This window comes from Chthonomonas sp. (assembly GCF_035294165.1).
GTDB lineage: Bacteria > Armatimonadota > Chthonomonadetes > Chthonomonadales > Chthonomonadaceae > Chthonomonas.
In genome coordinates this window covers 21,531-47,207 of record NZ_DATGLN010000058.1, presented here as the reverse complement: position 1 = coordinate 47,207, position 25,677 = coordinate 21,531, and the positions used below count along the sequence as shown (strand labels likewise).

Below are 25,677 nucleotides of genomic sequence, written 5' to 3'. Positions count from 1 at the left end.
TCTGGCGAAACGGAGGCATCCGATCGCACCGGAACAACAGCGTAATCATTCATTGAGGCCACTCCTCGCTAGGTTCCTTTCACTCTCTCTACGGCACGCTCTTCGAAAAAGAATGTGCATTTTTTCACAGACCGATGTCATCTCATGCGTGGCTTCAGAAGCACCGGAAAACTTCGCTACAGGGTTGCCCCTGTAAAAGGAACATCATCTCTGGGCGCCTTGTGCCACGACGCCACTTAGAGTGTGAGAACGTTCTCAAGGGTAGAGCATTCCACCCTGTGGAACAGCTCTCAAACACCCTGATCGGCTTGGTTCGTGGGCGTTTAGAATCGCCATACTCCGAACCTACTTTGTATTATAAAGCATCTTAGGCCATTTGTCAAGTTATTTGTTGGGCCTTCCGCCAGCTCTTTTGATTACGGTTGCGTCGAAGCACACAGTTCCCAACATTTGAAAACTATAACAAAAAAGGCATCCAATTGCGACATCCCTAAGTTAGCACCCGCTGTTTTGAGCGCAGATGCCCTACGGCTTGCTTTAGGACTTGCAAACAGTAGTCCAATGTCTCTGCGGTGGTCGCTCTACCAAGGCTAAGGCGTAAGGCACCGCGTATGATATCGTTGGGCACGCCGATAGCCTGTAGCACATGGCTCGGCTCATGCGAGCCTGCCGAGCAGGCCGCGCCGGCCGACGCGCAGATGCCTTCGGCATCTAAACTCAACAGCAGCGATTCGCCTTCAATGCCTTTAAAGCAGAGGTGGACGTTATTTGGAAGGCGGTATTGGCGATGGCCGGTGAGTGTGGCTTCTGGGATGGCCTGCTCAACTTCCGCGATGAAGTAGTCACGAAGCCGTTGAAGCCGCTTGCTCTCTTCCTCACGCTGTTCCAGTACGATCTCCACTGCTTTGCCCAATCCCACAATTCCGGGCACATTGAGGGTGCCACCACGCCGTCCATTTTCTTGCCCTCCGCCTTTTTGATACGGTTCGAAGGGGATGCCGGATCGCACATAGAGAACGCCAATGCCTTTGGGGCCATAAAACTTATGGGCGGTGAGGCTTAGGAGGTCAATTTTCATTTTGCGCACATCTATAGGCAGGTAGCCAAAGCTTTGCACGGCATCGGTATGAAACAGCACTCCCTTTTCCCGGCAGATCGCCCCAATAGCCTCGATAGGCTGCACGGTGCCGATCTCGTTGTTAGCGTGCATCACGCTAACCAGAACGGTATCTTTGCGAATACGACGTGCCACCTCTTCAGGAGCGACAAGGCCTTCCGAAGAGACGGGCAACATCTCTACGTCCCATCCGCGCCGGGCAAGGTCATGGAGCGGTTCGAGCACGGCGTGGTGCTCGATGGGGGTTGAGAGAATATGGCGTCCATGTTCCGCAAGGGCATAGGCAACTCCGTAGATGGCCGCGTTATCCGACTCAGTGCCACCCGAGGTAAACACGATCTCGTCGGGGTCGGCATGAAGGGCTTCGGCCACGATCCTTCGCGCCTCCTCCACCGCATGGCGTGCTTCTAGCCCAAGGGCATGAGCTGCAGAGGGATTCGCATAGGTTTGGATTAGGAAGGGCATCATGGCCTCTGCGATTTCGGGTAGGACGGGGGTCGTGGCAGCATGGTCGAGGTAGATCGGCAGTTGCATGGTTCTTAACCTCGTTCTGCATAGAAGCGATTCATGTGGTGTGCCAGCTGAAGATCGAGTTCGGTAACCCCTCCGGCATCGTGGGTGCTGAGCGCCACGTGTACGGTGTTGTAGACGTTGGACCAGTCGGGGTGGTGGTCCATCTTTTCGGCCATAAGGGCCACACGGCTCATGAACCCCCAGGCTTGAGAGAAATCGGCAAATTTGAAGGTGCGTTGCAACTTATCCTCGTGATAGCGCCATTCGGGTAGCTCGGCAAGGGCCTGTTGAATCTGCGCTTCGGTTAGTTTAGAAGGTCGCGCCATGGTAATTGCGCTCTCCTTTCAGGAATTTTCTTCTTTTTGGGGAGCCGAAAAGGTATCGAACTCAAGCAGTTCGAAGCGACGCAAAGTGGGGTCGAGAGCCTCACAAAGGGTTTTGTAGGATAGATCAAGCTTTCTACGGAGGTCACGGGCGACGGCCTCTTCCGGTGAGCCAGGGGGAAAGCGGGCGGGGTTGGCGCGTTCGGCGTAGCGTTTATAGGCCGCCTGCACGGCCGTTAGATCGGCGCCGGGCTGCAGACCGAGAAGGCGATAGTGGTAGTAGAGGGGATCGGTTTCCGGAGCCGGAGAAGCCGCTTTTTGAGGGGGACGAGCGCTCGATGAAGAGGAAGCCGGTGAGACCGGAGCCGAGGAATGAAGGGCCGAATCAAGCTCCTCTGCAGCAAGTTCTTCCGGACTACGAAGTGGGTCGCTTGTGCGTTCTTCTTCCACGCGGTCGAACCACTCCTTTAGTTCGTTCAGCTTGCTGCGCGCAATGCGATAGAGGCGGTTTGATAGGCTCATAAATGATATAGCTTTTAGGCTCCTCAAGTGGGCACGGAACGAAACTACTGTTTATTCTGGTTGTTCAGTTTGGCTTCAAGTTCGGCCAACTGTCTGTCCAGTTCGCTTTCAGGCGCCGCAGAGCCGTTGGCACCGGTTCCCACCGTCTGCACCTGCTGCTGATTAGCAGATACGTAGTTGTTGGTCGTGCCGGTGCCCAACGAAAGTTTCGCTTCGAGTTGTGCCAGCTCCTGTTCCGCTTGCGCATCCATCTGAGAGGCTTCTAGCTCGCGGACACGGGCATCAATACTGGTGTTGGCGACCTCGGCGCGAGCCGCTGCCTCCGACTGCATGGAGCGTATACGCTCCTCCACGGCACCCCACTGCTGCTCGTTGTTGCTGAACTGAAACTGATCGAGCGCTTTATTGATCTTTATCTCGATCTGCGCCTGTTTCATTTTGGCTTTGAGCGCAAGGGCCTGTGCCGTCTTTTGTCGGATACGGTCTTCCTCTAGTTTAATGGCCGTTTTTACCTTTTCAGCGGCCTCAATGGCCTGTGCCAGGCTGGCACGCATCTGTTCGAGTGTCTGTTCATGCTGAAGCTTTTCTCGGAGGAACTGCAAAGCTAGGTCCCTGTTGCCACCTTGGAGAGCGATGGCCGCTTTCTTTTCCAGGTCGGCAACCAGTCGCTCCTCTTTTTCCACTTCGGCCTGCAGGTTGTTCTTCTGCGTAATGGCTTGAACGGCCAGTTCGCGATTTTTGATCTGGTTTTCACGCATCTCGCGAACGGCCTCGTTGATGATGACCTCAGGGTCTTCCCATTGGTCAAGTTTGCCGCTTAAAAGAGCCATTAGGTAGCGCCAAAATCGTTTGAACGGGTTCGATGCCATAGCAAACCATCTCCTTCCTGAGATGCCTCAAAGGCGACCCCAGGTGCTTTATGCAAGGCAAGAAGCTTAGGGCAACGCTGCGGTTCTAAACCAACATACGTACGAGGCCATAAAACGTTTCATCCAGATTCAATCGGACACGATGCTCTCTTGCCCCGTCGCTCCTGCTTCCTTTTATTATCACATGTTTTGGCACGATTGTCAACTGTAGATTCGGGCAAGGTTTTGCGGGTGACCTTGTCGAATTCGGCAAATGTATTCTTATCTGTTTCAGTATTTGGTGACGCCTTATTCAGTAAAAACGTACTAGAAGATGCGGAAATAGGAACTTTTTCGAGCTTGTCAACGTAAGCGCCCTAGGAGGTACAATAACCGCTAAAGCGTTAACTAACCTTAATCCGCCAAATGTTTCCCATCGGAATGGAGCACGAGGCGAATACGGTTTGTTCTCGGCCAAAAGCCGAATTTAACTCTATCTCAACAAAAGTACTAGGAGGCTAAAAAATGAATCGATCTCACTTCAGAGCGTTTACGCTTATCGAGCTTCTTGTAGTCATAGCGATAATCGCTATATTGGCTGCGATCCTCTTCCCCGTTTTCGCCCAAGCGCGTGAGCAGGCAAGAAAAATCTCTTGTCTCTCCAACATCAAGCAGCTAGGTACCGCCATTGCGATGTACACACAAGATTACGATGAAAACATCGTTCTTGATTGCACTACGGATAATCAGACGTTCTTTGATACGTGGCAAGACCTGGTTCAGCCCTATGCCAAGAACTATGCCATCGTTATCTGCCCCGACTCGCCTTATCAAGATAGTGCCAACGTACAAACCGACTTCCAGTACTGGATGTCGTATGGTATGTTCCCAACCGCAGCGTCGCTAGGCTATCCCTACTTCCTCACTCGTCAGGCTGCTTGGTTTCAGAACTATGCGTTGCCGAAGGAGAAGTATGATGGCCTTGCTGGAGCCGGCATTTCTAACGGTCCGGCTTATGGATGGCCTCAAGGGAATTTTCCTAGCGCCACCCTCGCGCGTGTGGCAAGACCAGCAGAGTATGCCTTGCTGTTCGACAGCAATAACTTCGACGGTTGGCAGGGCATTTATGGCATGCAGGTTGGTTTAGGGTATTGTGGAGGTTGGGTTGGCTACGATTATAGCTTCTTTGGCCCGCAACCTCGACATACAGGCGGTTCCAATAGATGCGATTTGAACACACGTGCGACTGCTTATGGACAGGGCATGTTTAATGTGGGCTTTCTTGATGGACACGCCAAATCCTTCAAACCAGGTCAGTTCCTACAGGCCAACCCTGCGCAACCCGATACCCTGCTCTATCTGTGGCCAAATAACTGAGTAGAGGAATGCCGATGAAAAAAGAGGTGAACCCGGTTATTGCGGTTATTGTGATAGTGATCGTCATCCTTGTATTGGGGGGTATCTATTACTATCTAAACCGACCGCAGGGTGGTAGTCTGCCCACTCCTGCCCAAGCCCAACAGGGACGGCGAGTAGGCGGTAAGATACTTCCTGGTGCAGCTGGGGGGCCAGGGAAACCACAGTAAGTGTGCCTCGATACCGTCAATCTGCTTATTGAAGTCGAACCGGAGTTCCTGACAGAGAACTCCGGTTCTATTTTCATAGAAATGTACGCGCAGAAACCATGCCATCTCGAGTGAGGGGGGAGGGCGTCGGCCTTGAAGGGGGAGACCTTCGTATTTAGGCATGCGGTCGCTTACTACCCCTGTCTGCGGCCGGCCCTCTGTGGGTGCGAGCTGAAGCCTTTCTCTACACGCCCTCGCGGCTTCGCCGCAGCAGGTCGTTACGGTCGCATACGCGCTTAGGCGTGTAGCCCGGAAGCGGGAGGATGTGGGTATGGATGGCGTCAAGGAGGTCGGAGGGGTAGGGAAAGAAGCTCTCCTCGATCTCATCCGGAGGTGTTATCCAGTTGCGTGCGCCCACCACCACCGGAGGGGCATCGAGATCGTCAAACGCGAAATGGGCTATTTTTGCCGCAAACGTCTGTAAAATACTGCCTCGCTCACACGCATCACTCGTTAGCAGAATGCGACCGGTCTTCTTGACGCTCTCCAACACAGGAGTATAGTCGAAGGGTACAAGCGATCGCGCATCTATGATCTCGGCTTTGAGGTTATACTCCTTCTCCAAAATATCTGCAGCCTCCAGGGCGCGGTAGAGGGTGGCGCCTACCGATAGAATGGTGATGTCTTCACCGGTTCGCTTTACATCCGGCAGGCCGATGGGCACCGTATATCGGCCTTCGGGTACGCCCTCCACTCCATGAAACAGTTCCGGCTGGTCGTAGATGCGTTGGCTTTCAAAGAAGATAACCGGATCGGTACCTGTAAGGGCGGCGTACATAAGTCCTTTTGCATCGTAGGGGGTGGCCGGAAAGACCACCTTCAACCCCGGTATATGAGCACATAGGGAGGTCCAATCTTGGCTGTGCTGAGCGCCGTATTTGCTGCCGACGGATACCCGCACCACCACGGGCATGCGCAGCAGTCCGCCCGACATGGCCTGCCACTTGGCAAGTTGGTTAAAAATTTCATCGCCGGCACGGCCAATGAAATCGCAGTACATAATCTCAACAAGCGCGCGGCCTCCTTCAAGCGCGTAGCCCACGGCGGTACCCACGATAGCCGCCTCGGCAATGGGCGCGTTAAACAGACGATGATAGGGCAGACTCTCCGTTAGCCCTTGATAGACGCCAAAGGCGCCACCCCAGTCGCGGTTCTCCTCTCCATAGGCGATGAGAGTCGGATCGGTCTCAAAGGAGTCGAGAATGGCTTCGAAGAGAGCGTCCCGAATGCCGATGCAGCGGGATTTGGGTAGAAGCGTGCCGTCGGGGCCGATGCCGGAACGGCTGCGGGAAGCAAGCCGCTGCACCCGGGGGTTTTCGTGGTGAGGTAGGAGAGTGACGGGCTGGCGTGTGTTATCCAGCGATTCCAGGTGTTGGTTCGAGAACATGGTCTTCTCGAGCAAGCACCCGGGTTGAAATAGATTCGCCCGAGGGGAGAGTTCGAGGTCAATCGCCTTCACATAAGCCCGCAGGATGGCGGCATCTATGGCCTGCTGCATCGCTTCCAACTCGTTTTCGGTGGTAATGCCGGCCTCCAGCAGCTCGCGCCGGTAGGTGATGAGGGAGTCGATGCGTTGCCACTCCTCAACTTCGCTTTTCTCTCGATAAGAGGAGGCATCGGAGGGAGAGTGGCCGCTATAACGATAGGTAACCGTATCGAGCAGCACCGGGCCTTCGCCCTTCGCCAATATCTCTTTCTTGCGGGCAATGGCGTCAATAACGGCCAGTGGGTTATAGCCATCTACACGCTCGGCGTGCATTTGGTTTGCGTTGAGGCCGGCGCCTACGCGCGCTAGGATGCCAAATCCACCGGTCTCTCCAACAAGCTGCCCCCCCATGCCGTAGAAGTTGTTAACGAAGTTGAAGATGACGGGCAAGCCACCACGATAAGGCTCCTCGAAGAGGGTTTTGAACTGATCCATATTGGCAAAGCACATGGCCTCCCACGTGGGGCCGCAGGTAATGGCAGCATCCCCGATATTGCAGATGACGATGCCCGGCTTTCCCTGAACCCGTTTGTAGAGCGCTGCCCCTACCGAGATGTCGGCGGAGCCGCCCACAATGGCGTTGTTGGGGTAGATGCCGAAGGGAGGGAAGAAGGCGTGCATCGAGCCGCCCATGCCTTTGTTGAAACCCGTTTCTCTTCCAAATATCTCGGCCAAGGCGCCATAGAGAAGATAATCAATGGCCAGATTCCGAACCCCCGATCCCGTGTGCAGGGGAGGACCCTCCGGAGCCTGTTCTACCTTCTTCTCCACCACCCGTAATGTGGCTCCATCCCAATAGCGCTCCATAATCTGTTGGAGGGTCTCTTCCGGCAGCTTTTCGATGGCGGAAAGCCCTTTGGCCAGTATTTCACCATGACTGCGATGGCTGCCGAAAATATGGTCGTTTACATCCAATAAAAAGGCTTGGCCTACGGCGGCGGCCTCTTGACCGATAGAGAGGTGTGCAGGCCCCCGATGGTTGTACTCGATGCCACGATAGCCTCCCGTTTTCTTAACGCTATCGAGCATGCTCTCAAAAGTGCGGATGATCAGCATGTCCCGATAGATACGCAGCAGGTCTTCGCGGGCAAACCGATCAAGCTCTTCTTTGAGAGTACGGTGGTATTGGTTCAGCGGGATAGGTGTAAACTCTATTTGACCCGCACGTCGCATTTCGTCGGGTCGGATCATCAGCGATTTGGGCATCTTGTGTGACTCTATTTCTGTGGCGTTCTCGATCGTTCTGATCGTCTCTTAAAGAGAGAATACTTCATAGAGAAGGTTGGAATCAAGCTTTGTGGGGGAAGAGTGGCTTAGGCGCGGGTAGGGGGCTGACGGTCTTGACGAGTCGGTGATACGACTGTCATTTCGAGCCGAAGACGAGATGAACAACTGTCATTTCGAGCCGGAGGCGAGAAATCTTGAGTTTCACTGCCCATCGGTTCTGAGGGGGAGAGGGCGGGGCTGACAATCTCACGGTTCTAGAGGCAGTTAGCAGAATGAGCTTGTCTTGCTCGCCCCCTATCCCGGCCTTTCCCCCCTATTAGGGAGAAAGGGGGCGGCAGTGGCTAGTTTCCAGATGACAGCTTATCAAAGAAAAACGGATAGTGAACTTGCTGGTCTCCCTCTCTCTGTAGGTGAAGGGCGTCGGCGCCCCATGTCACCTCGAAGCGAAGATGAGAGGCCTTCTCATTTCATTGATGGTTATTTTTGTTGGGCAGGCACAAGGCCTGCCACCTGGAGGATTAACCAAGAGATTGCTAGTCAAAGGAAATTGAGAGTTGGCCTGTTGGTCTCCTCAGATGCCGAGCGATGGTGCTCTTGCCAATAGGGCGTCTTTTTGAAAGGTGAGGGCGAGATGAGAATGAGAAAAGGGTAGCGGCTAAAAGCAGGGGCTTTATGCCAGATCGGGTAAACTTATCCAGCAATTTTGGGGTTTTTGGAGAGCGATGCCTCAGTCCGACAGGCCTTCTTACCGGTCTATGGAAGATCGTCTTAAAGCCTCTTATCGCTATTGCGAACGGATCGCGCGGTCGCAAGCACGTAACTTCTACTACTCCTTTGTGGCGCTGCCACCGGCGCAACGCGCTGCCATGTGTGCGGTCTACGCTTTCATGCGCTATAGTGACGACGTTTCCGATGAGGCTGCCATCACAGATAGGTTCGAGGCCATTCAAGCTTGGCGGGCCGCTCTGGATCGCGCTCTTGAGGGCGATTATGGAGACAGCCTTATCCTACCGGCCTTTCACGATACCGTCTGCCGTTATCACATCCCTGTCCAGTTTTTCTACGAGCTTATCGAAGGTACGGCAATGGACCTGACCCATACCCGTTACGAAACTTGGGACGATCTCTACCTCTACTGCTATAGGGTGGCTTGCGTTGTGGGGTTTGTATGCCTCTACATTTGGGGCTTCGATTCGACGGAGGGTAAAGCCCTGCGTTACGCCGAGGCCTGCGGCATCGCCTTTCAGCTCACGAATATTCTCCGCGACATCGGCGAGGATTACGACCGCGGACGCATCTATCTTCCTCAAGAGGATATGCGGCGCTTTTGCGTTTCTGAAGCCGATATTGGAAAGCGCTCTCTTTCCGATGCCTTTCTGGCTCTCATGCGTTTCGAGGTGGAGCGCGCGCGCCACTATTATACCGAGGCCAAAAAGCTGCTCCCCTTCTTATCGAAGGAGGCGCAACCGACATTCGCCATCATGTACCGCATCTATCGAGGAATTTTAGATGAGATCGAACGGAACAACTACGATGTCTTTTCACATCGTGCGCGCGTGAGCACTTTGAAAAAAGTGCAGTATGTGCTGGAGGCATGGGTTCGTCAGCACCGAGCTTTGGAGCTTAAGGAGAAAGAATGAATCGGTTTTCTTTACTCTGTTTGGGGCTTCTCGTGGCGCTTTTGCCATTAACGGCCTCTGCAAACGACTCGATGTTTCCGCCGACTCCGGCAGCAAAACCTTTCATTGATATAGATGGGAAAGGGTTTCTCATTCACGGTAAGCGCACATTTATTGTTTCCGGTAGCATGCACTATACTCGTGTGCCGCGTGCTCTTTGGGCCGATCGTCTGCTTCGTATGAAACGCGCAGGGTTCAACACGGTGCAAAGCTACCTCTTCTGGAATGTGCACGAACCGGAAAAAGGAGTTTGGAATTTTGAGGGGCCGGCCGATCTCGATGCTTTCCTAAAGCTTGTAAAAAAAATGGGCATGTACGCCACATGTCGCGTAGGGCCTTACTACTGTGCCGAATGGGATAGCGGAGGCTACCCGGTCTGGCTACGCTTCGTGCCGGGCCTGCGCGTGCGGGAACCAAATGCTCCCTTCGAGAAAGAGGTGGGCCGTTTTTTTGATAAACTGTTGCCTATTGTTGCAAGCAACCAGATCAATCACGGTGGTTCCGTTATTCTGGTACAGTTAGAAAACGAACATCCGCTGGGATGGGGTACGGACATGCCGAACTCCTATTTCCGGTTTTTGTATAACAAAGCCGTTCAAGATGGCATTCAGGTGCCTTTCTTCTTTAGTGGGCTTCATCACTCCTCCGACCCGGCCGGCAATGAGCCATGGGGCAGCGCCGGGCGCAACAGCCCATGGTACTGTACGGAGTTTTGGCCAGGCTGGTACAACCTCTATGGCGCTTTGCCGCCCGACAGAGAGCGCTATTTCACACGAGGCACATGGAAGATAATCGCCTATGGAGGCAACGGCTACAACTACTACATGCTGCACGGCGGCTCGAACTTTGGCTATACCAATAACGATGAAGACGCAGCCAGCTACGACTACGCCGGCGCCATCGGCCAAGCAGGCGATCTGCGGCCTATCTACTATCAGTTTAAGCGCGCGGCATGGTTTGCACGAAGCTTTGCGTCTATTCTAGAAGATAGCGACAACGCCACTGAAAACTATGCCCAATGCGCAAGTAATCCGGTCGTTCGTGTGACGGCGCGAACCGCTCAGGCGGGTACCCTTCTCTTTTTAGATAACCCCGGCAATACAGTTCAAACTACGGCGCTGTCTCTGGAAGGAAATGAGGTGACGCAGAATCTGGAGGTAGCACCGGGGGAAATTCGGCCTATCATCCTCCATTATACGCTGCTTCCAAATGTGACCTTGCAGTTGGGGCTTGCGCGAATCTACGCCATTTGCCAGCAGGCAAATATTACGACGCTGGTGGTCAACGGCCCTATAGGAAAGGACGCAACCGAGCCGTTGGTGTTTCGGATATCGGGCGCTCCGGCCAGACAGATTTTAGGTAAACAGGCGATAAGCGTATCAGGAGACACGCTGACCGTTGTGCCCCACTATCCGGCGGTGGGCGCAGAAACGTATGCCTTTGAGGTAGGTAAGCGAATCGTGCGGGTTTTAGCGGTAAGAGAACAGACCGCCGACCGCACTTGGTTTGTGGAAGTGGCCGGGCACCACTACGTGATCCTCGGCCCACGCTATGTTGGCGAAGTGCATTTGAAGAATGGGCATCTTCTCGTGAATGCGGAGCGTCCGGCAGGGGTATCGCCGGATGCGGTAGATGCGGCAAGTTGCGTTTATGGCCCAACGCTCCTGCCTAGCAAGCTGATGGCTCAGCCCCTTCCCGTCTCTCCGTTGAACTTTCAGGTGGCGCCTAAACTCTCCGGGTGGCAGGCGCTGTTGGCCGATAGAGAGGCCGCGCCCGACTACTCCACAAAGGGTTGGCTTAAGAGCCGCGACCCCATAGAGATGGGAGCAGATGGCTATAATGGGGCTTATGCCTGGTATCGTACCACCCTGCAGGTGCCGAAAGCCGGCGTCTATACGCTGCACTTTAGCGATGGGGGCGACTGGCTGGATGTATTTGTTAACGGGCATAAGGCCGCCGAAAGCCGCATCGTCCCGCGAACCGATCATCCCGTCAGCCATGACATCATCGTAAACCTTCCGGCGGGGCACGTTACTTTGGCCGTGCTCACCGCGCATTATGGGCGGCCGAAGCGTTTCTCCTATCTCGGGCCGCTCGACGTGGTGGATGTAAAGGGGCTGAAAGGACCGGTGATCCTGATGGCTGGCTCTTTCAGGGGCACGCCTATAGAGCAATGGTATTGGATGCCTACTGACCAAAAATCGGCGGTTCCTGAAGCAGTGGATACAGGTCATTGGCAAACGGCCAAGACAGGTGAAGACCTTTTTCATGGGCGCCGTGGCTATGTTTGGGCGGTTGCTTCCTTACCCGATATTCCTGGAGCGCACCATCTGCTGCATTTTGAGAATGTAGATGACAATGGAGATATCTACCTTAACGGGAAGTTCTTGTTCCATCATGAAGGGTGGGGTTCGCCGTTCGATGTCAATTTGGATGCGGCGTGGAATGTACAAGGTGCCAACCTACTGGCCGTTCGGGTGCAAAACACGGATGGGCCTGGAGGGATTATGGGGCCGGTGACCCTGCGGGTGTTACAAGACGATGAGGTTTGGCCGGTAGAGCATTGGGCAATGCATGGAGGTGTGGATGAAGGCAGTCTATCGAAAGCACTGTGGCGACCTTGGCCGGCAGCGAAGGCGACCGATGTGCCGACGTTTTATCGGGCGACTTTTATCGTTACCCCTCCCAGAGAAGTTGGCCCTCATCCCATCCTGCGTTTCTCCACGCGGGGGCTTTCGCGTGGATTTGTGTGGCTTAACGGCCATAATTTAGGCCGCTATCCGGAGAAGGTACCTATAGACGGCTACTACTTACCCGAATGCTGGCTGAAGCCGGGCGTTAACGAGCTGTTGGTGTTCGACGAGAAGGGGTACGCTCCCACAGAGGCGCACCTGTGGATCGAGCAGGCTGCAAGCCGTATGGTCTACCAGCTGGAGTCGGAAGAAAAACTTTCATTTGGCACGACGAAGAGATTTGCGGTCGCGTTAAAAAGGAACCTTATGCGCAACACGGTGCCATAACAAAACGTATCTATAGGTAAGCACGCTTCTAACGGGCGATGGAGACCGCCCTGGCGACATGATTCGCCTAAACCGCTCTTTGGCGAGCTGATGGCTCCTGGCCTTACAATGAGTAAGGTCAGGAGTTTTTGTTGCTTCTGGCCTCTCACAAAGATCGAAATGTAGCCGAAAAGGTCGGAAGAAGGACGATGCAGGCGCTGCTGTACGTGAGCGGCCCTCTGCCGTGGCCTCTCTACAGTAATACCTCCGTCTCATCTTCTGGGCCTCACCAATCAAGGAGTTTCGCATGATAAAAGTTCGGGTTGCCGCGATCATTCTTTCGGAAGATAAGCTGTTACTTGTGCGCCACAGACGCCGTGGGCGTAGCTACTGGACGTTTCCTGGTGGAGGGGTAATAGAAGGTGAAACTTTAGAGCGGTGTCTGTACCGCGAGATCGAGGAGGAGACGGGATTAAGGGTGATTATGGGGCCGCTACTCTTCGTTACCGATACAATTTCGGATGAAGAGGCTGGCGTAGTGCACATCATTAACCTCATTTTTCGAGCTTACTCCCAAGAGGGGGCACCTATAGTCGGTTATGGCAAGCAAATAGACGAACTCAACGATGAGATGGCATGGATACCTTTAGGAGCGTTATCAACATTGGATTTTTACCCACCTATTACTGAAGCTCTCTTAGGCGTACTGGGGCATGGTGTCTCAACAACCACCAACTATCTTGGTAATGTCTGGAAAACCATGGAAGGGAGCAATAACCCCTGAGGGAGGAGGTAAAGGATATGGGTATCATCACCATTTCGCGTCAACTTGGAGCGGGAGAAACCACCATTGCTCGGGCGGTGGCGGAGCGCCTCGGATGGGAGTATGTAGACCATAATTTGCTTGATCAGGCGGTAGCAGAGACAGGCATTACGATGCCACGCGTAGTTCACTACGATGAACGCGCTCCGGGCTTGCTGGAATCTTGGCAACATCCTTTCGAGGCAGAGAAATATTTTCATGCGCTTCAGCGCATCTTCATGGCATATGCACAGAAGGGCAATGTGATTCTAGTTGGGCGCGGAGGCAATTTTATTCTCAAAGATGCCGATGCCATTCATGTACGGCTGATAGCGGATATGGCCTTTCGTATCCAGCGAGTTATGGAGATACGATGGGTAAATGAAGTACCTGCACGGGAGATTATTCGTCAGAGCGATCACGACAGGGCCTCTTTTCATCGGCACTATTTTCAAGCCGACTGGGAAAACCCCCTAAACTATCACCTCGTTTGTAACACCTCTCGCCTAGGCATTCTCACTACAATAGAACTGCTCGTTACGCTTGCCCGACTACGCTGGGAGAAGCAGGAGGAGGATACACAATGAATGTATGGCTTACTGCGGCCCTATGGATGGCTTTAGCTCTTGCGGCTTCTATTGTCTCAGTGCGTCTGGCCATATCGGTAGCGCTTACCGAAATTCTTTTCGGCATTCTGGGAGGAAATGCCCTACATCTGCAAGTAACCGAGTGGGTTAACTTTCTTGCTGGTTTCGGTAGTGTTATGCTTACTTTTCTTGCTGGTGCTGAGTTAGAACCCGAGGTTTTAAAGCGGCACTGGAAGGAAAGTATTGCCATTGGCTTAGTGGGATTTTTCGCACCATTTCTCGGAGCTTGGGCCTATGCACTCTACATAGCGCACTGGAATCCAAACGCAGCTCAGATCTGTGGTATAGCCCTCTCTACCACTTCTGTAGCTGTTGTCTATGCGGTTATGATAGAGACAGGCTTTAATCGAACAGAGATAGGCAAAGTGATCCTGGCTGCCTGTTTTGTTAATGACCTAGGGACGGTGCTAGCACTGGGGATCGCTTTTGCAAACTACAATGTATGGCTTCTTCTGTTTGTCATCGTCACTACAGGAGTACTCATGGTGACGCCAAAGGCTACTCGGTGGTTTTTTGGTAGTTTTCAGCGCCACGTGAGTGAGCCGGAGATCAAGTTTCTCTTCCTTCTCTTGTTTTTCTTGGGGGGGTTGGCAGCGGAGGTCAATAGCGAAGCCGTGTTAACTGCCTATCTTCTCGGGCTTGTGGTAGCTTCAGTGCTACAAAGCAATAAACGAGTAGTGGAGCATATGCGCTCGACAGTTTTTACCATGCTTACACCCTTCTATTTTCTCAAGGCTGGCTCTTATGTGCTTTTAGGTGCTTTATGGACTAGTATAGGCCTTACTGTGTTACTGTTTCTGGTTAAAATGATTGCAAAGGTTATTGGGGTTTACCCAACTTGTTTGGCGTTTGGTCTACGAGGCAGGGTAGCCTCGTATACGACAGGTATGATGTCAACAGGTCTTACATTTGGCACCATATCGGCCCTTTTTGGCCTTACCCATCACTATATCAACCAGGTTCAGTACACAGTCTTGGTGACGGTAGTTATCGGGAGCGCGCTTGTTCCTACCATGATCGCCCAGACCTTCTTCCGACCCCAGGTTGAGATCCCGCCTGAAGCGGAGGTAGTAGAGAAAAAAACGTTGGTTACCCAGCCATCTTCTGGAAATTAGGAGGAATCAAAGGTGTTTCGTAGAATTCTTGTAGCCTACGATGGCTCTGATGGAGCCAAAAAGGCGCTTCAGGCCGGCATCGCTCTGGCAAAGGCCTTTTCTGTAGATCTGTACTCGATTACCGTTGAGGAAGACCTACCAAAGTATGCTGCAACAATTGAAGAGATCGAAGTTGTTAAGGCACAAAGAGATGTCTATTTTGAGCAGTTGAATAGAGAAGCAGAGGCTTCGGCACAACGAGAGGGGGTGCAACTGCATACGACAGTGGTGCCTGGACATGAAGTTCGAACAGTTATTGAGTATATCCTTCACAACGGCTTCGATACTCTTCTTGTAGGGTTTCATGGGCACTCAGCCATTGCTGAACGCATTTTCGGCAGCACCTCGCGCAGCTTGGTACTGAATGCCCCTTGCAGCGTGATCGTGGTGAAGTGATGAAGGGAGCAAAGGTGTGCAAACTACTAGGAGGTATCTATGAGAATTCAGGGGAAAGCTAAACATGTTTGTATCTATGTGGGGAAGTCAGATCAATGGCATGGACTGCCACTTTACGAAGCCATTGTGCAGAAAGCAAAGCAGGAGGGGCTTGCTGGGGCTACAGTGGTCGAAGGAATCGAGGGCTATGGAGCAAATAGCCTCATTCATCATGAATCGGCGCTGGCCTTATCTTCTGATCGCCCGGTACGGATCGAGATCACTGATATAGCAGAAAGGGTAGATATATTCCTGCAAACACTTGAAGAAATGGTAACTGAAGGTTTAATCACTTTGCAAAGTTGTGAGGTGGTAAAATACGTTCATTCCCCAAGTGCTAGTTCATAGATGCTGCTTATGGGAAACCTAAACCTTAAGAGATTCTAAAAAAGCAACCCTTAAAGAGTTGTCACGTCTTTACATAAATAGGGATGGTTGATATATTTCCACTTTAAAATTGACGTTGCATCTCAATGATGCAGTAGAGCGCCCGTTAAGTGGCCTATAGTACACTGGGGCTAGCGTTGAACCTCTTACGGCCTACGGTTCGTTGCCGAATCGAAGGACAGCACCTTAAAGGTACAATGGGGGTATGGCACGGGCGGTGGGTTTTCTGCTTCTCACGGCACTGGCGGGGCTGGTGGCTTATTGGCTATTGGCACCGCGCTTTCTGCACATGACCTCTACAAAACTCAATCCTCCGGTGCCTACCACAAGTGCACCTGCCACCGCATCTTCGGCTGCTCCAAGCTCTGCCGTTGCGCCGAGCGCTTCCGCACAGCAACCGCCTAACATTCCTCCTCCATTAAGCCAAGAGCAGCAGAACGACATCGCTCGCGAAAACCGGCGGGCACCCTACTACGACTGGCTACGCTCTGCCTCCAACGGTCTTGTGCAACAAGCCTACGCCGACACCGATCGCACCGTTCTTATTGTTCAACTTTCAGGAGCCGATCCGAACGCCCTAACCACCCTGTTTGAGAAGGCTATTGTGCCCTATGCAAATCGCTACGGCTTCCTGCATGTGCGTTTCTATGTGCCCGCCTCTTCAGACAACCCTGCAGATAGGCAACTCTACGCCGAGGCGTCTCTCACCAATAACAGCTGGCAGCTCTTTTTCCGTTAAGTCAATTGGCGGGGTCTAGCGCCGTTTCTAGGAGGGTAAGGGCAGCTCGATCGGCAGAATGCGACCATTGAACAGGCGAAGTAAGTCGTTGAATGAGAACCATGGTAACGTAACGATGCTGGAAACTGCCGGTTAACAGGTTATGACGCCTTTCCCACAAAATATCGGCGGCTGTACGTCCTATTTGGTGCCAAGGCAGACGAAAAGAGGAGATATTATGAATGGCCACTTCCGGCTGATCGTCGAAGCCTACGATAGCCGGCCAGCGATTGTGGGGGATGTTGGCGGTGTGTAGGGCACGAAGAAGCCCAAGCGCCGCCGAATCGTTGGCGCAGACTACGGCCGTAACGTCTTCCCGCCGCACAAGGGGTTGGGCGGCTGCGTAGGCGAGGGCTTCCATAGAGTAAACCGTTTGATAAGAGAGATTCTCTGGTGGATGATAGGCCAGTCCTTGAGGCGATAGCCCAACCTGGAGAATGGCCTCTTTCCACCCTGCTTCGCGCTGCACAGACCAGTCGAACACGAGGTCGAGTTCGTTTTTATGAAGCCCAAGAAAAGCGATGCTGCGATGCCCCAGTTGAAGAAGATGCTGCGTTGCCCTTCGCCCTCCATCGCGATCGTCAAAGGAAACGTGGTCGCACATGCGAAGAAAGGCATTTGAGGAGCGGAACTGTACCTTGGGCACCCGGCGCATTTTGGCCTCTTGCGGCCAGATGGGGTTCTCCTCATCGAAATAGAAGATACCGGCCAGCGGGGGCAGCTGCTTGCTGTGTGTGCATTTGGCAAACATTTCGTGGGTTAAAACCAGGGTGGCACCGCCTAAGGCGGCAATGCGCTCTTCAAACCCCTCTCGCGTTTGCCAGGCGTGCCACTGAGAGCGCTCTAACCTGCGAACCAACATGAGATAAAATTCGGCGGGAGGCTGTGTTGGAGGGCCTATAAAGGTGCCTACACGGGGTATGGTGTAGATGAGGCCTTCGGCTTCCAGCTCTTTAAGAATTTGCCAAACTAGCATAGCTGAAAGACCAAACGTATCGGCAAGCTCACGTACTGGCGGTAACAGTTTATTGGGTTGGGCTTGATTCCGAAGACACTCCTCACGAATATAGGCCTTTAGCTGAGCCTTTTTATACTCTGTTTCCCGCCGAGGCGCCATGAAATAACCGTCTCCTTATTCACCATAGGCTTGCGCAAGTTGAAGGGCGCGCTCTACCTCCTCTTGCCACGTGTTTGCCACTCGTTTACCATACGTACGTGTGCCGTCATCCGTTTCGGGACCTGTGAGAGGAATGCGCCTTTCGAGAGGATAGCCACCATCGGCGGCGTAGTTGCCGTTATGGAAGTGAAACGCGGCACCGGCTCTCTCCTTATCGGAGTGATTCGCCTTGGTGCAATGTGGAGTACCATAGGCAAAGAAGACAACTCCACCTGCAGGCAACTCGATGGGAATGGCCCTCTCCTCCGGTGGATAGCAGCGGATGTGATGGTCACTTTCCGGATCGCGGCTATGAGGCAGCTTTTCACGGAAGGCATCTGGGATGATATGCATGGTGCCGTTCTCCACCGTGGCCTCGTGTACGGCTATCCAGAGCGCTGTACCTTTAAGCGGGTCTTCAAGGGCAAAATAGGCGTTGTCCTGGTGCCAATTGGTGCCGGTCCCATGATGAGCCGGTTTAAGGAAAATCTGGTCGAGATGAAGCAGCACGGGGTCTCCAATAAGCTGTCGAACAGCCTCTACAACTTTCGGCTCGAAGGGGAGCGCTCGAAAAAGAGGGCTTTTGTCGGCCATGGGGCACAGTTGAAGGTTTTGGCGGGTTTTGGAGTGGGTTTTTCCATCGCCCTCGGTGGTAACATTGCGCAACAAACCTTCCCGCTTAAAGCGCTCGACTTCGGCTTGCATGGCGGCCACCTCGCGTGGCGTCCAAAACTCCGGCAGGGCCAAATAGCCATGCTCTTTGAAAAAGGCGACCTGCTCTTCAGCAAGCATCATGATACTCCTGAGTAAGGCGGTGATGTACTCTCATTATATCCTATTTTATTCCGCGTTGACGTGGGTCAAGCGCGTCGCGCAGGGCGTCACCGAGAAAGTTGAAAGCCATTACGGCCACCGCCAAGAGAATGCAGGGCGCGATAAGCATCAGCGGGAAAGTCTCTTTGTAGGGAAGAGCGTCAAAGATCATACGGCCCCAACTCGGATAGGGGGGCTGCACACCAAGGCCTAAGAACGACAGCGTGGCTTCGGCAATAATGACACCGGCAACATCCTGAGTGGTTTGTACCAATACAGGGTCAAGCAGGTTCGGCAGAATATGCCGCCAAACGATCTGCCAATTGGGTACGCCAATGGCGCGCGCTGCCTCAACGAATTCGCGATGGCGCAGGGCGGCGGCCTGTCCACGCACCAGTCGCGCGAGGGGGGGCCAGCTCACAATGCCTAATGCGAAGAAGAGGGTCAGCACATTCAAGGTAGGCGGGACGGGCTGAGTTCCTGAATTGAGAATTGCCATAAGCAAAATGGCCAGCAGGAGATCGGGGAAGGCAAACATCACATCGGTAAGACGCATGAGGAGCGAATCGATTCTGCCTCCATAATAGCCGGCTATAAGGCCGAGCGGTAGGCCGATCAACACCTCAAGCAGCACAGTTACGATGCCGACCCCCAACGAGACCCTGGAGCCATAGATGAGACGGCTTAGGATGTCTCTGCCCAAGTTATCGGTGCCAAGCAAGTGATGGCCGTCCGGTTTTGATGGGACAGAGAAGTAGCGCGTCGTATCCTCAAAGTCGTAACGATAGGGGGCGATAAGCGGCGCGAAGAGAGCCATAAAAGTGAGCAAAAAGATAGTGGCCAAACAAAACCAAACCACACGATGGCGCAGCAGTCGCCGCAAGGCTTGCCGGCCTGGACTAATGGCTTTGTAGGGAGATAGCTCTTCTGCCGTCATTAAGAGGAACCTCCTGTAAGGCGGGCGCGCGGATCAAACCAGCCGTAAAGAATATCAACGAGCAGATTCACGGCCACGAAGATCAATGCGACAAGTAAGGCGGTCGCTTGAATGATGGGGTAATCGCGTGCTGAGATAGAGCGCACCGATTCGTAACCTATGCCCGGCACCTGAAAAATGGTCTCTACCACGAAGGAGCCGGTCAGAAGGTAGCCTAGCGTCGTTCCCAAAACGGTGAGAACCGGCAGAAAGGCGTTTTTCAGGCCATGACGCCACACGGCTTGTGCGCGCGTAAGCCCTTTGGCCAAGGCCACACGAATATAGTCTTGTTGAAGAACCTCCAACAGCGAGGAGCGCATCATGCGGGCCACGAGCGCTGCCGAACGCGCGCCCAAGGTAACGGTCGGCAAGATGGTGCTGGCCGGTGTGTCCCATCCACTAACAGGTAGCCAGCCGAGCCGTACCGCAATGAAGAGCACCAAAAGAGGGCCCAGCACAAAGGAGGGCACGGAAACGAGCAATACAACAACGGCCATTAAGGCTCGGTCAAACCAGGAGTTATGATAGTAGGCGGCCAGCAAACCGGCAGGCACCCCTACCAGAAATGTAAAGAGAAAAGCCTGAAGAGCGAGTTGGGCGGTGACCGGAAAATCGCGCACGAAAATGCGGCTAACCGGCTCTTGCCCATGTACGAATGAACGGCCTAAGTCGCCATGTAGCAGCCCGACAAGATAGGCTCCGAACTGAGCCAGGATGGGGCGGTCTAACCCGTAGGCGTGCTCTAAAGCCCGTCGTGCTTGGGGGGTGCCCTTGCCGCCCAGAATGATATCAATAGGACTGGCCGGAGCAAGGCGAGCGACAACGAACACGATGAACACAATGGCCAACACCATCGGAACGGCTACGGCAAGCCGGCGTAGGATGTAGAGCAACATGGGCTAGACCGTGGTGGTGGTATAGGGTAGGTGCCCGAGAAGGCTGTCGCGAATGCCATGCACATAGGAGCGAATCAGTTCAAGGTCGCGTTGAAAATAGAGGGGCACCCAGGGACAGTCGTCGAGGGCGATCTGTTCCGCTTTTTGATAGAGGGCATAGCGTTTTGCTCGGTCTAGCTCGCCGTCGGCCTCATCGCAAAGGGCATCGAACGTGGGGTTGCTGTAACCCACATCGTTGTAGGGATGGTCTTCCATGCCGTTAACCTTATGGCTTGTATGCAACAGCACGGAGAGAAAGTCTTGTGGGTCGAGGTAGTCGGCCCCCCAACTGGCCAGCGAGAAAGGCATCGTTTTCTGGTCGCTCTCTTTCAAAAACTGTCCCCAGTCCATGCCTTGGCACTGCACCGTGATGCCAAGGTTGTTTTTTAGCTGATAAGCTACCACCTGGGCGGCAGCAGCGACCTCCGGCATATCGTTGCGGTAGGTAAGCGCCAACGCAGGAAACGGCTTTCCGCCCGGCCCATAGCCGGCTCGTGCCAACAACACGCGCGCCTGTGAGGGGTTAAAGGGGATGGGCTTGGCCGTTGGCATGTAGCCTCCCATGCCGGGGGGCACAATGCTGTTGGCCGGTGTCATCACGTTTTTCAAAGCAACCCGCACGACCTCCTGCTTGTCAATGGCCATATTGAAGGCAACACGCACCGGCTTGCTGACAAAGGGGGAACCGGCCGCCGCTTGGTTCAACGCTAAATACCATATTCTCGCCCGTGGAAAGCTATGCAGATCGGGTTTGAGTTTGGGGTCTTGGCTCACATGGTCGAGGTCGGATGGGGCGATGCCGACCAGGTCGAGGTCGCCTGCCTCATACTGGTTGAGGCGTGTGGAGGCATCGGTAAGAACTGGACGAACAATATGGGAAAGCTTTGGGCTGCCTCCATGATAGTCTGCAAAGGCGGTGAGCACAATGCGATAGTCGCTGCGGTAATCTTGAGGGGAGGCGATGCGGAACGGGCCGCAACCTACGGCTGAGGTGGCGTCAATGGTGCCGCCGGTGCGTTCAATGGCCTCTTTACATACGGCGTAGCCCGTCGGATAGGTCATCTTATCGAGCCAGTAGGATTTCGGTGAGTCGATAGTTATCTGAAGAGTATAGGGATCGAGCACCTTTACCCCGGACACGCCTTTTGCCTTTCCTGCCCTACAGTCGAGAGCCCCTACGATGTCGTTTAGGTAGGTGTAGGCGGTTTGAGAGTTGGTGGCCGGGTCGCAAGCGCGCTCTATGCTGTACTTGAAATCTGCCGCGGTGACCTCGCGCCCATTATGGAATCGTACGCCGCGCCGGAGATGAAAGGTATAGGTGCGCCCTCCGTTGCTAACCTCCCATCTCTCGGCCACACCAGGCACAACCTCGCTTTTAGTGTTCCAGATAACAAGGCCTTCATAGATGTTCTGAAGCAGGTCAATGGTAGTACCATCTTGAACGGTAGCAGGGTCGAGGGTGGTCGGTGGGGACGTAAGAGGATAGCGAAGCGCGTTTCGCCGTTCGGTGGCGTTTTGGCTGCGCCCGGTGGTGCAGCCGGTGAGAATGGAGAGAAGTCCACCACTTCCCATCAAGAGGGCCTCTCGACGAGAGAGGGGTAAGATTCTGTTTTCTTCGGAATGGCTATGCGGCACGAATACAACGCTCCTCTAAAGAGTTTGAAGGCTTAACCCAAAACCGCTTATATTATAGCGGCTTCAAGGAGTTGGTTAAATGTGCCGAGCGATGGCCATCGTCAAAAAGATGAGGGCGAGGTAGATCATGGAGTATTTGAACAGCCAAAGCGCTTGTGGGCGTGATGGGTTTTGATGGATTCGGTAGACGTAGTAGATAAGCCCTACATTGATAAGCACGCTGCTAATGAGATAGAACGTTCCTAACGCGTAGATTTTGAGAGGGAGCAGAGTGGTAAGAACCGTTGGGATGGTGTAGAGAGCGATCTGATCTACCGTGGTTTTATCTCCGCGAACTACCGGCAGCATCGGGACGCCGGCACGCGCATAGTCGTCTTTAATGAGCAAGGCAAGTGCCCAGAAGTGCACCGGAGTCCAGAAGAAGATGATGGCGAAGAGCAGCCAGGCTATGGGGGTGAGATGATGTGTGATGGCAGCCCAACCCACCAACGGGGGGAAGCAGCCGGCCGCCCCTCCGATAACGATGTTTTGGGTCGTGCGTCGTTTTAGAAGCACTGTGTAGATAACAACGTAGAAGAGCAGGCCGGAGAAAGCCATGAGGGCAGAGAGCAGCCCGGTAACCGCCCAGAGCAACCCAAAGGAGCCTACTGTAAGGGCAACGGCAAAGAGGAATGCGTTGCGAGGTGATACCTCTTGAGTAACGGTGGGGCGTTCGGCGGTACGGATCATGGTGGCATCAATATCGCGGTCTATCAACATGTTGAAGGTATTGGCGGCTCCGGCGGCCATATAGCCGCCGATGGCTACGGCCAAGAAAGCCGCCCACGTAACCGGATGCTGCGCATCGGAAGCGATGAACATCGCTGTAAGCGCCGTAAAGAGCAATAGGCTAATAATGCGCGGTTTGGTAAGTGCAAGGTAGCTGCGCCAACTTACCGTGCGCTCTCCGCGCACGGTAGCGGCTTCCGGTAGATAAACAGATTCATGCATTTCGTGTAGTGACATAGTGTTTTGGTAGGGCGGCCGCAGCCAGCAGCACCACATTAACCCAGAGCAGATCGGCAATAAGAAGATGGAGGCCGCGCGCCCAGATGGGTGCCAGCAGGCTGAGGTTGATGACACCGGCCGTCAGTTCGATAAGAAAAAGAAGATATACCCGTTGCGCATAGCGTTTCGTATGCAGAGTGGGCCTCAACTGCCAGATGCGCGAGGCCGCGTAGCAGGCAAAAACCATCACAAGAATGGCCAAGAACGGGTGGAACGCCCGTAGATGGACGAGGTAGGGGGTTCCGCTGCGAAAATCGTCGCCGATGGCCTGGGCTAAGTTATGCGAAGGGTAGAGCGTATCGGCAAGCCCTGCGATGGCACCGCTAATGGCCACGATGGGCACGGTGATGAGCAGACCCAACAGCAATTTGGCCACGATGCCCTGATTGCTCCACTGTATCCGTGCCCCTCCAGAGCCCCACCAGGCGGTAAGAGCGATAGAGGCCAATAGAAGCAGTGTGTTGGACTGATGAGCCGACATGGCGATAACGCGCGCCACTGAGGTGTTCCTGTCTACAAGGCCGAAGAGAACGAGGATAGCGCCGAGAAGCGCCTCGAAGAAAGTGAAGAGAATGGCTAGCAATGCCCCAAAACGCGCCGGGTGGCGTTTGGGAAATGCCAGAAAAGCCCAAGCGACCAGGATCAGCAAGAGCAGCGTATCTACACCGGTTGAGAGACGATGAAGGTACTCGATGAGGGTTGCAAGCCGTTTGAAGGTGGGAATGAGATGGTCACCGCAAAGAGGCCAACGATCTCCGCAACCATCTCCCGACCCTGAAGCGAGTACCACCTGCCCCCAGACGATCACCAAGATATTGTAGCCGAGCACGATCCACGCATAGGTGGAGAAGTGGCTTCTTGTTTGGGCAAGCTGGTCGGATAGCGCTCTCCAATGTTGTCGAGCTTGAAACTTCATTCAGTCCTTCTTTCGTGCGCCCTCAGCTCTTTTTAAGATCTTCTAATCTATTCTACCTTCAAACAAAGGCTTTTATCGTCCTTATTCGGCCAGTTTGCGAAAAATTTCACGAATTGGTATCGAGGCTTGAGGGCAAAGCGTAGTAGTAGGTAATAAACAATTGGTGGAGCAGTAGCAAGATGGTATTCACGAACGGTAGCAATAAGAAGGATAGACCGCGAGTGGTGATCGTTGGTGGTGGGTTTGGAGGCCTGTATGCGGCCAAAGCCTTGAAAAAGGTGCCGGTTACCATAACGCTTGTAGATAGAGGCAACCATCACCTATTTCAGCCGCTGCTCTATCAAGTGGCGACCGCTGGCCTTTCTCCCGAACAGATCGCCGCCCCCATTCGCTCTGTTTTAAGCCGTCAGCAGAATACGGAGGTGATGATGGCCGAGGTGATCGGGGTGGACACACAGCGTCGCCGTGTTCTAACCGATAGGGGCGAGATACCTTACGACATGCTGGTGTTGGCGACCGGCTCACGGCATAGCTACTTCGGCCATGAGGAGTGGGAGCGGTTTGCACCTGGGCTAAAAGAGATCGCCGATGCAATGGAGGTGCGTCAGCGCATTCTAACAGCTTTCGAGATGGCCGAGATGGAAGAGAATGCGGAAGCGCGTGTGAGCTGGTTAACCTTTGTGCTGGTAGGAGGGGGGCCAACCGGTGTGGAGATGGCCGGGCAGATCGCCGAGATGACACGCTTTACGCTCATACGTGATTTTCGCCACATCGACTCGCGTTCTGCGCGCATTGTGCTTGTTGAAGCCGGGCCGCGCATCCTCCCTGGCTTTCCGCCTGAGTTGAGCGCTGCGGCTGCGCGCTTTTTGGAACAGAACGGCGTCGAGGTGAGAACCGATGTTAAAGTAACGCACATTGACCAAGAGGGCGTGATGCTGGAGAGCGGAGAGCGTCTCTCTGCGCATACCGTTATTTGGTCGGCCGGCAACATGGCCTCTCCGGCAGCCCGTTGGGTCGGCGCCCCAACCGACCGCGTAGGACGCGCCAAAGTTGCCCCCGATCTCAGCGTGCCGGGCCACTCAGAAATTTTCATTATCGGCGATGCCGCCTATTTTGAGCAAGATGGCAGGCCCCTCCCGGCGGTGGCGCCAACTGCCATTCAAATGGGGACCTATGTAGCCAAAGTAATACGTGCCCGGGTGGAGGGGCGGCCTCAACCGCCCGCTTTTCGCTATTTTGATAAAGGAGACCTTGCCACCGTGGGGCGTCAGTTTGCTGTGTTTTATCGAGGAGAGAAAGGAGGCGGTTTCCCTGCGGTGCGCCTGAAGGGGATCGTGGCGTGGGCGCTTTGGTTGGGCGTACATATCTATTTCCTCATCGGCTTTGCCAACCGGCTATTGGTGATGCTCAACTGGGCAAGGGCCTACTTTACCTATGGACGTGGGGCACGGCTTATCGTGCGTCGCTGGGCAGCCTCTGCTCCCGAGTCAACTCCAGAGAAACCTGGCGAAGCGATAACAAGACGATAAATTCCTCAAAAGACCCTGGTTGACAAAAGAAACTGTCAACGAACCACCTCCTAAGGTCGGCGGTTTCCCTTACCCTGGTGAGCGGTAGGACTTCAGGGTCGGTTAACGAGGGTTCAAGAGGGGAAGGG

General features: G+C 54.0%; 23 protein-coding genes and 1 riboswitch. Of the genes, 11 read left to right on the top strand and 12 right to left on the bottom strand.

The genetic code is table 11. The features are described 5' to 3' along the window. Nucleotides 1–490 precede the first annotated feature (490 nt). The 4 genes from VKV29_RS02530 to VKV29_RS02515 are packed head-to-tail and all read right to left on the bottom strand — an operon-like array spanning nucleotide 491 to nucleotide 3,344. On the bottom strand, nucleotides 491–1,651 hold the full coding sequence (locus tag VKV29_RS02530) for a cysteine desulfurase family protein (RefSeq protein WP_324199727.1): 1,161 nt from the start codon (nucleotides 1,649–1,651) through the stop codon (nucleotides 491–493). 5 nt (nucleotides 1,652–1,656) lie between these two features. Then, entirely contained in the window at nucleotides 1,657–1,956 is a 300-nt protein-coding gene (locus VKV29_RS02525) for a 4a-hydroxytetrahydrobiopterin dehydratase (RefSeq protein WP_324199726.1), read from the bottom strand. Between the two features lie 18 nt (nucleotides 1,957–1,974). Then, nucleotides 1,975–2,475, bottom strand: coding sequence for a hypothetical protein (locus tag VKV29_RS02520; RefSeq protein ID WP_324199725.1), 501 nt, complete (start codon nucleotides 2,473–2,475; stop codon nucleotides 1,975–1,977). 44 nt (nucleotides 2,476–2,519) lie between these two features. Continuing rightward, complete coding sequence (locus VKV29_RS02515; protein ID WP_324199724.1) at nucleotides 2,520–3,344, bottom strand: PspA/IM30 family protein; 825 nt, start codon at nucleotides 3,342–3,344, stop codon at nucleotides 2,520–2,522. Between the two features lie 504 nt (nucleotides 3,345–3,848). Here VKV29_RS02515 and VKV29_RS02510 point away from each other — a divergent pair. Together VKV29_RS02510 and VKV29_RS02505 are read left to right on the top strand one after the other, a co-directional pair. Beyond that, a complete protein-coding gene (locus VKV29_RS02510; protein ID WP_324199723.1) occupies nucleotides 3,849–4,700 on the top strand; it encodes a type II secretion system protein in 852 nt (283 codons plus the stop codon). Between the two features lie 14 nt (nucleotides 4,701–4,714). Beyond that, nucleotides 4,715–4,909 carry a hypothetical protein gene (locus tag VKV29_RS02505; RefSeq protein WP_324199722.1) on the top strand — a complete coding sequence of 65 codons (195 nt, stop codon included), beginning with the start codon at nucleotides 4,715–4,717 and terminating at the stop codon, nucleotides 4,907–4,909. A gap of 223 nt (nucleotides 4,910–5,132) precedes the next feature. On the opposite strand, the gene VKV29_RS02500 is transcribed toward VKV29_RS02505, so the two are convergent. Beyond that, nucleotides 5,133–7,640 carry an alpha-ketoacid dehydrogenase subunit alpha/beta gene (locus VKV29_RS02500; protein WP_324199721.1) on the bottom strand — a complete coding sequence of 836 codons (2,508 nt, stop codon included), beginning with the start codon at nucleotides 7,638–7,640 and terminating at the stop codon, nucleotides 5,133–5,135. A 743-nt stretch (nucleotides 7,641–8,383) separates the two neighbouring features. Between VKV29_RS02500 and VKV29_RS02495 the strand changes: the two genes are divergently transcribed. The 8 genes from VKV29_RS02495 (at nucleotide 8,384) to VKV29_RS02460 (ending at nucleotide 16,503) form a co-directional block, all read left to right on the top strand. Further along, the gene (locus VKV29_RS02495) at nucleotides 8,384–9,301 is read left to right on the top strand and encodes a phytoene/squalene synthase family protein (RefSeq protein ID WP_324199720.1); all 918 of its coding nucleotides are present in this window, start codon (nucleotides 8,384–8,386) and stop codon (nucleotides 9,299–9,301) included. Further along, entirely contained in the window at nucleotides 9,298–12,360 is a 3,063-nt protein-coding gene (locus VKV29_RS02490) for a beta-galactosidase (protein WP_324199719.1), read from the top strand. Before VKV29_RS02495 ends, VKV29_RS02490 begins: the two co-directional genes overlap by 4 nt. 25 nt (nucleotides 12,361–12,385) lie before the next feature. Beyond that, nucleotides 12,386–12,467, top strand: a riboswitch (Fluoride riboswitch). A gap of 179 nt (nucleotides 12,468–12,646) precedes the next feature. Then, nucleotides 12,647–13,123 carry an NUDIX domain-containing protein gene (locus VKV29_RS02485; protein WP_324199718.1) on the top strand — a complete coding sequence of 159 codons (477 nt, stop codon included), beginning with the start codon at nucleotides 12,647–12,649 and terminating at the stop codon, nucleotides 13,121–13,123. Between the two features lie 17 nt (nucleotides 13,124–13,140). Next, nucleotides 13,141–13,728 carry a cytidylate kinase-like family protein gene (locus VKV29_RS02480; protein ID WP_324199717.1) on the top strand — a complete coding sequence of 196 codons (588 nt, stop codon included), beginning with the start codon at nucleotides 13,141–13,143 and terminating at the stop codon, nucleotides 13,726–13,728. Then, on the top strand, nucleotides 13,725–14,903 hold the full coding sequence (locus VKV29_RS02475) for a cation:proton antiporter (RefSeq protein ID WP_324199716.1): 1,179 nt from the start codon (nucleotides 13,725–13,727) through the stop codon (nucleotides 14,901–14,903). Before VKV29_RS02480 ends, VKV29_RS02475 begins: the two co-directional genes overlap by 4 nt. Before the next feature lie 12 nt (nucleotides 14,904–14,915). Continuing rightward, nucleotides 14,916–15,338: a universal stress protein gene (locus VKV29_RS02470; protein WP_324199715.1), complete on the top strand. Its 423-nt coding sequence runs from the start codon at nucleotides 14,916–14,918 to the stop codon at nucleotides 15,336–15,338. Nucleotides 15,339–15,377: 39 nt separating this feature from the next. Beyond that, nucleotides 15,378–15,725, top strand: a complete 348-nt coding sequence (locus VKV29_RS02465; protein ID WP_324199714.1) for a DUF190 domain-containing protein — start codon at nucleotides 15,378–15,380, stop codon at nucleotides 15,723–15,725. A 244-nt stretch (nucleotides 15,726–15,969) separates the two neighbouring features. Continuing rightward, complete coding sequence (locus VKV29_RS02460; RefSeq protein WP_324199713.1) at nucleotides 15,970–16,503, top strand: hypothetical protein; 534 nt, start codon at nucleotides 15,970–15,972, stop codon at nucleotides 16,501–16,503. 1 nt (nucleotide 16,504) lies between these two features. Here VKV29_RS02460 and VKV29_RS02455 read toward each other — a convergent pair whose 3' ends face one another. The 7 genes from VKV29_RS02455 to VKV29_RS02425 all read right to left on the bottom strand — a co-directional run bounded on the left by VKV29_RS02455 (nucleotide 16,505) and on the right by VKV29_RS02425 (nucleotide 24,020). After that, nucleotides 16,505–17,659: a substrate-binding domain-containing protein gene (locus VKV29_RS02455; protein ID WP_324199712.1), complete on the bottom strand. Its 1,155-nt coding sequence runs from the start codon at nucleotides 17,657–17,659 to the stop codon at nucleotides 16,505–16,507. 15 nt (nucleotides 17,660–17,674) lie between these two features. Continuing rightward, nucleotides 17,675–18,493, bottom strand: a complete 819-nt coding sequence (locus VKV29_RS02450) for a phytanoyl-CoA dioxygenase family protein (RefSeq protein ID WP_324199711.1) — start codon at nucleotides 18,491–18,493, stop codon at nucleotides 17,675–17,677. Nucleotides 18,494–18,533: 40 nt separating this feature from the next. Further along, nucleotides 18,534–19,448 carry an ABC transporter permease gene (locus VKV29_RS02445; protein WP_324199710.1) on the bottom strand — a complete coding sequence of 305 codons (915 nt, stop codon included), beginning with the start codon at nucleotides 19,446–19,448 and terminating at the stop codon, nucleotides 18,534–18,536. After that, the gene (locus VKV29_RS02440; protein WP_324199709.1) at nucleotides 19,448–20,383 is read right to left on the bottom strand and encodes an ABC transporter permease; all 936 of its coding nucleotides are present in this window, start codon (nucleotides 20,381–20,383) and stop codon (nucleotides 19,448–19,450) included. The genes VKV29_RS02445 and VKV29_RS02440 overlap by 1 nt, the downstream gene beginning before the upstream one ends. Before the next feature lie 3 nt (nucleotides 20,384–20,386). Continuing rightward, on the bottom strand, nucleotides 20,387–22,057 hold the full coding sequence (locus VKV29_RS02435; RefSeq protein WP_324199708.1) for a peptide ABC transporter substrate-binding protein: 1,671 nt from the start codon (nucleotides 22,055–22,057) through the stop codon (nucleotides 20,387–20,389). A 75-nt stretch (nucleotides 22,058–22,132) separates the two neighbouring features. Further along, complete coding sequence (locus VKV29_RS02430) at nucleotides 22,133–23,047, bottom strand: heme o synthase (RefSeq protein ID WP_324199707.1); 915 nt, start codon at nucleotides 23,045–23,047, stop codon at nucleotides 22,133–22,135. Continuing rightward, nucleotides 23,040–24,020 carry a COX15/CtaA family protein gene (locus VKV29_RS02425; RefSeq protein WP_324199706.1) on the bottom strand — a complete coding sequence of 327 codons (981 nt, stop codon included), beginning with the start codon at nucleotides 24,018–24,020 and terminating at the stop codon, nucleotides 23,040–23,042. Before VKV29_RS02425 ends, VKV29_RS02430 begins: the two co-directional genes overlap by 8 nt. 179 nt (nucleotides 24,021–24,199) lie before the next feature. Between VKV29_RS02425 and VKV29_RS02420 the strand changes: the two genes are divergently transcribed. Continuing rightward, nucleotides 24,200–25,549 carry an NAD(P)/FAD-dependent oxidoreductase gene (locus tag VKV29_RS02420; RefSeq protein ID WP_324199705.1) on the top strand — a complete coding sequence of 450 codons (1,350 nt, stop codon included), beginning with the start codon at nucleotides 24,200–24,202 and terminating at the stop codon, nucleotides 25,547–25,549. The last annotated feature ends 128 nt before the right edge of the window (nucleotides 25,550–25,677 follow it).

Bases quoted from the DNA above. Each gene is read 5' to 3' on its own strand.
- VKV29_RS02530 (WP_324199727.1), bottom strand. From the start codon at position 1,651: ATGCAACTGCCGATCTACCTCGACCATGCTGCCACGACCCCCGTCCTA.
- VKV29_RS02525 (WP_324199726.1), bottom strand. From the start codon at position 1,956: ATGGCGCGACCTTCTAAACTAACCGAAGCGCAGATTCAACAGGCCCTT.
- VKV29_RS02520 (WP_324199725.1), bottom strand. From the start codon at position 2,475: ATGAGCCTATCAAACCGCCTCTATCGCATTGCGCGCAGCAAGCTGAAC.
- VKV29_RS02515 (WP_324199724.1), bottom strand. From the start codon at position 3,344: ATGGCATCGAACCCGTTCAAACGATTTTGGCGCTACCTAATGGCTCTT.
- VKV29_RS02510 (WP_324199723.1), top strand. From the start codon at position 3,849: ATGAATCGATCTCACTTCAGAGCGTTTACGCTTATCGAGCTTCTTGTA.
- VKV29_RS02505 (WP_324199722.1), top strand. From the start codon at position 4,715: ATGAAAAAAGAGGTGAACCCGGTTATTGCGGTTATTGTGATAGTGATC.
- VKV29_RS02500 (WP_324199721.1), bottom strand. From the start codon at position 7,640: ATGCCCAAATCGCTGATGATCCGACCCGACGAAATGCGACGTGCGGGT.
- VKV29_RS02495 (WP_324199720.1), top strand. From the start codon at position 8,384: ATGCCTCAGTCCGACAGGCCTTCTTACCGGTCTATGGAAGATCGTCTT.
- VKV29_RS02490 (WP_324199719.1), top strand. From the start codon at position 9,298: ATGAATCGGTTTTCTTTACTCTGTTTGGGGCTTCTCGTGGCGCTTTTG.
- VKV29_RS02485 (WP_324199718.1), top strand. From the start codon at position 12,647: ATGATAAAAGTTCGGGTTGCCGCGATCATTCTTTCGGAAGATAAGCTG.
- VKV29_RS02480 (WP_324199717.1), top strand. From the start codon at position 13,141: ATGGGTATCATCACCATTTCGCGTCAACTTGGAGCGGGAGAAACCACC.
- VKV29_RS02475 (WP_324199716.1), top strand. From the start codon at position 13,725: ATGAATGTATGGCTTACTGCGGCCCTATGGATGGCTTTAGCTCTTGCG.
- VKV29_RS02465 (WP_324199714.1), top strand. From the start codon at position 15,378: ATGAGAATTCAGGGGAAAGCTAAACATGTTTGTATCTATGTGGGGAAG.
- VKV29_RS02460 (WP_324199713.1), top strand. From the start codon at position 15,970: ATGGCACGGGCGGTGGGTTTTCTGCTTCTCACGGCACTGGCGGGGCTG.
- VKV29_RS02455 (WP_324199712.1), bottom strand. From the start codon at position 17,659: ATGGCGCCTCGGCGGGAAACAGAGTATAAAAAGGCTCAGCTAAAGGCC.
- VKV29_RS02450 (WP_324199711.1), bottom strand. From the start codon at position 18,493: ATGATGCTTGCTGAAGAGCAGGTCGCCTTTTTCAAAGAGCATGGCTAT.
- VKV29_RS02445 (WP_324199710.1), bottom strand. From the start codon at position 19,448: ATGACGGCAGAAGAGCTATCTCCCTACAAAGCCATTAGTCCAGGCCGG.
- VKV29_RS02440 (WP_324199709.1), bottom strand. From the start codon at position 20,383: ATGTTGCTCTACATCCTACGCCGGCTTGCCGTAGCCGTTCCGATGGTG.
- VKV29_RS02430 (WP_324199707.1), bottom strand. From the start codon at position 23,047: ATGCATGAATCTGTTTATCTACCGGAAGCCGCTACCGTGCGCGGAGAG.
- VKV29_RS02425 (WP_324199706.1), bottom strand. From the start codon at position 24,020: ATGAAGTTTCAAGCTCGACAACATTGGAGAGCGCTATCCGACCAGCTT.
- VKV29_RS02420 (WP_324199705.1), top strand. From the start codon at position 24,200: ATGGTATTCACGAACGGTAGCAATAAGAAGGATAGACCGCGAGTGGTG.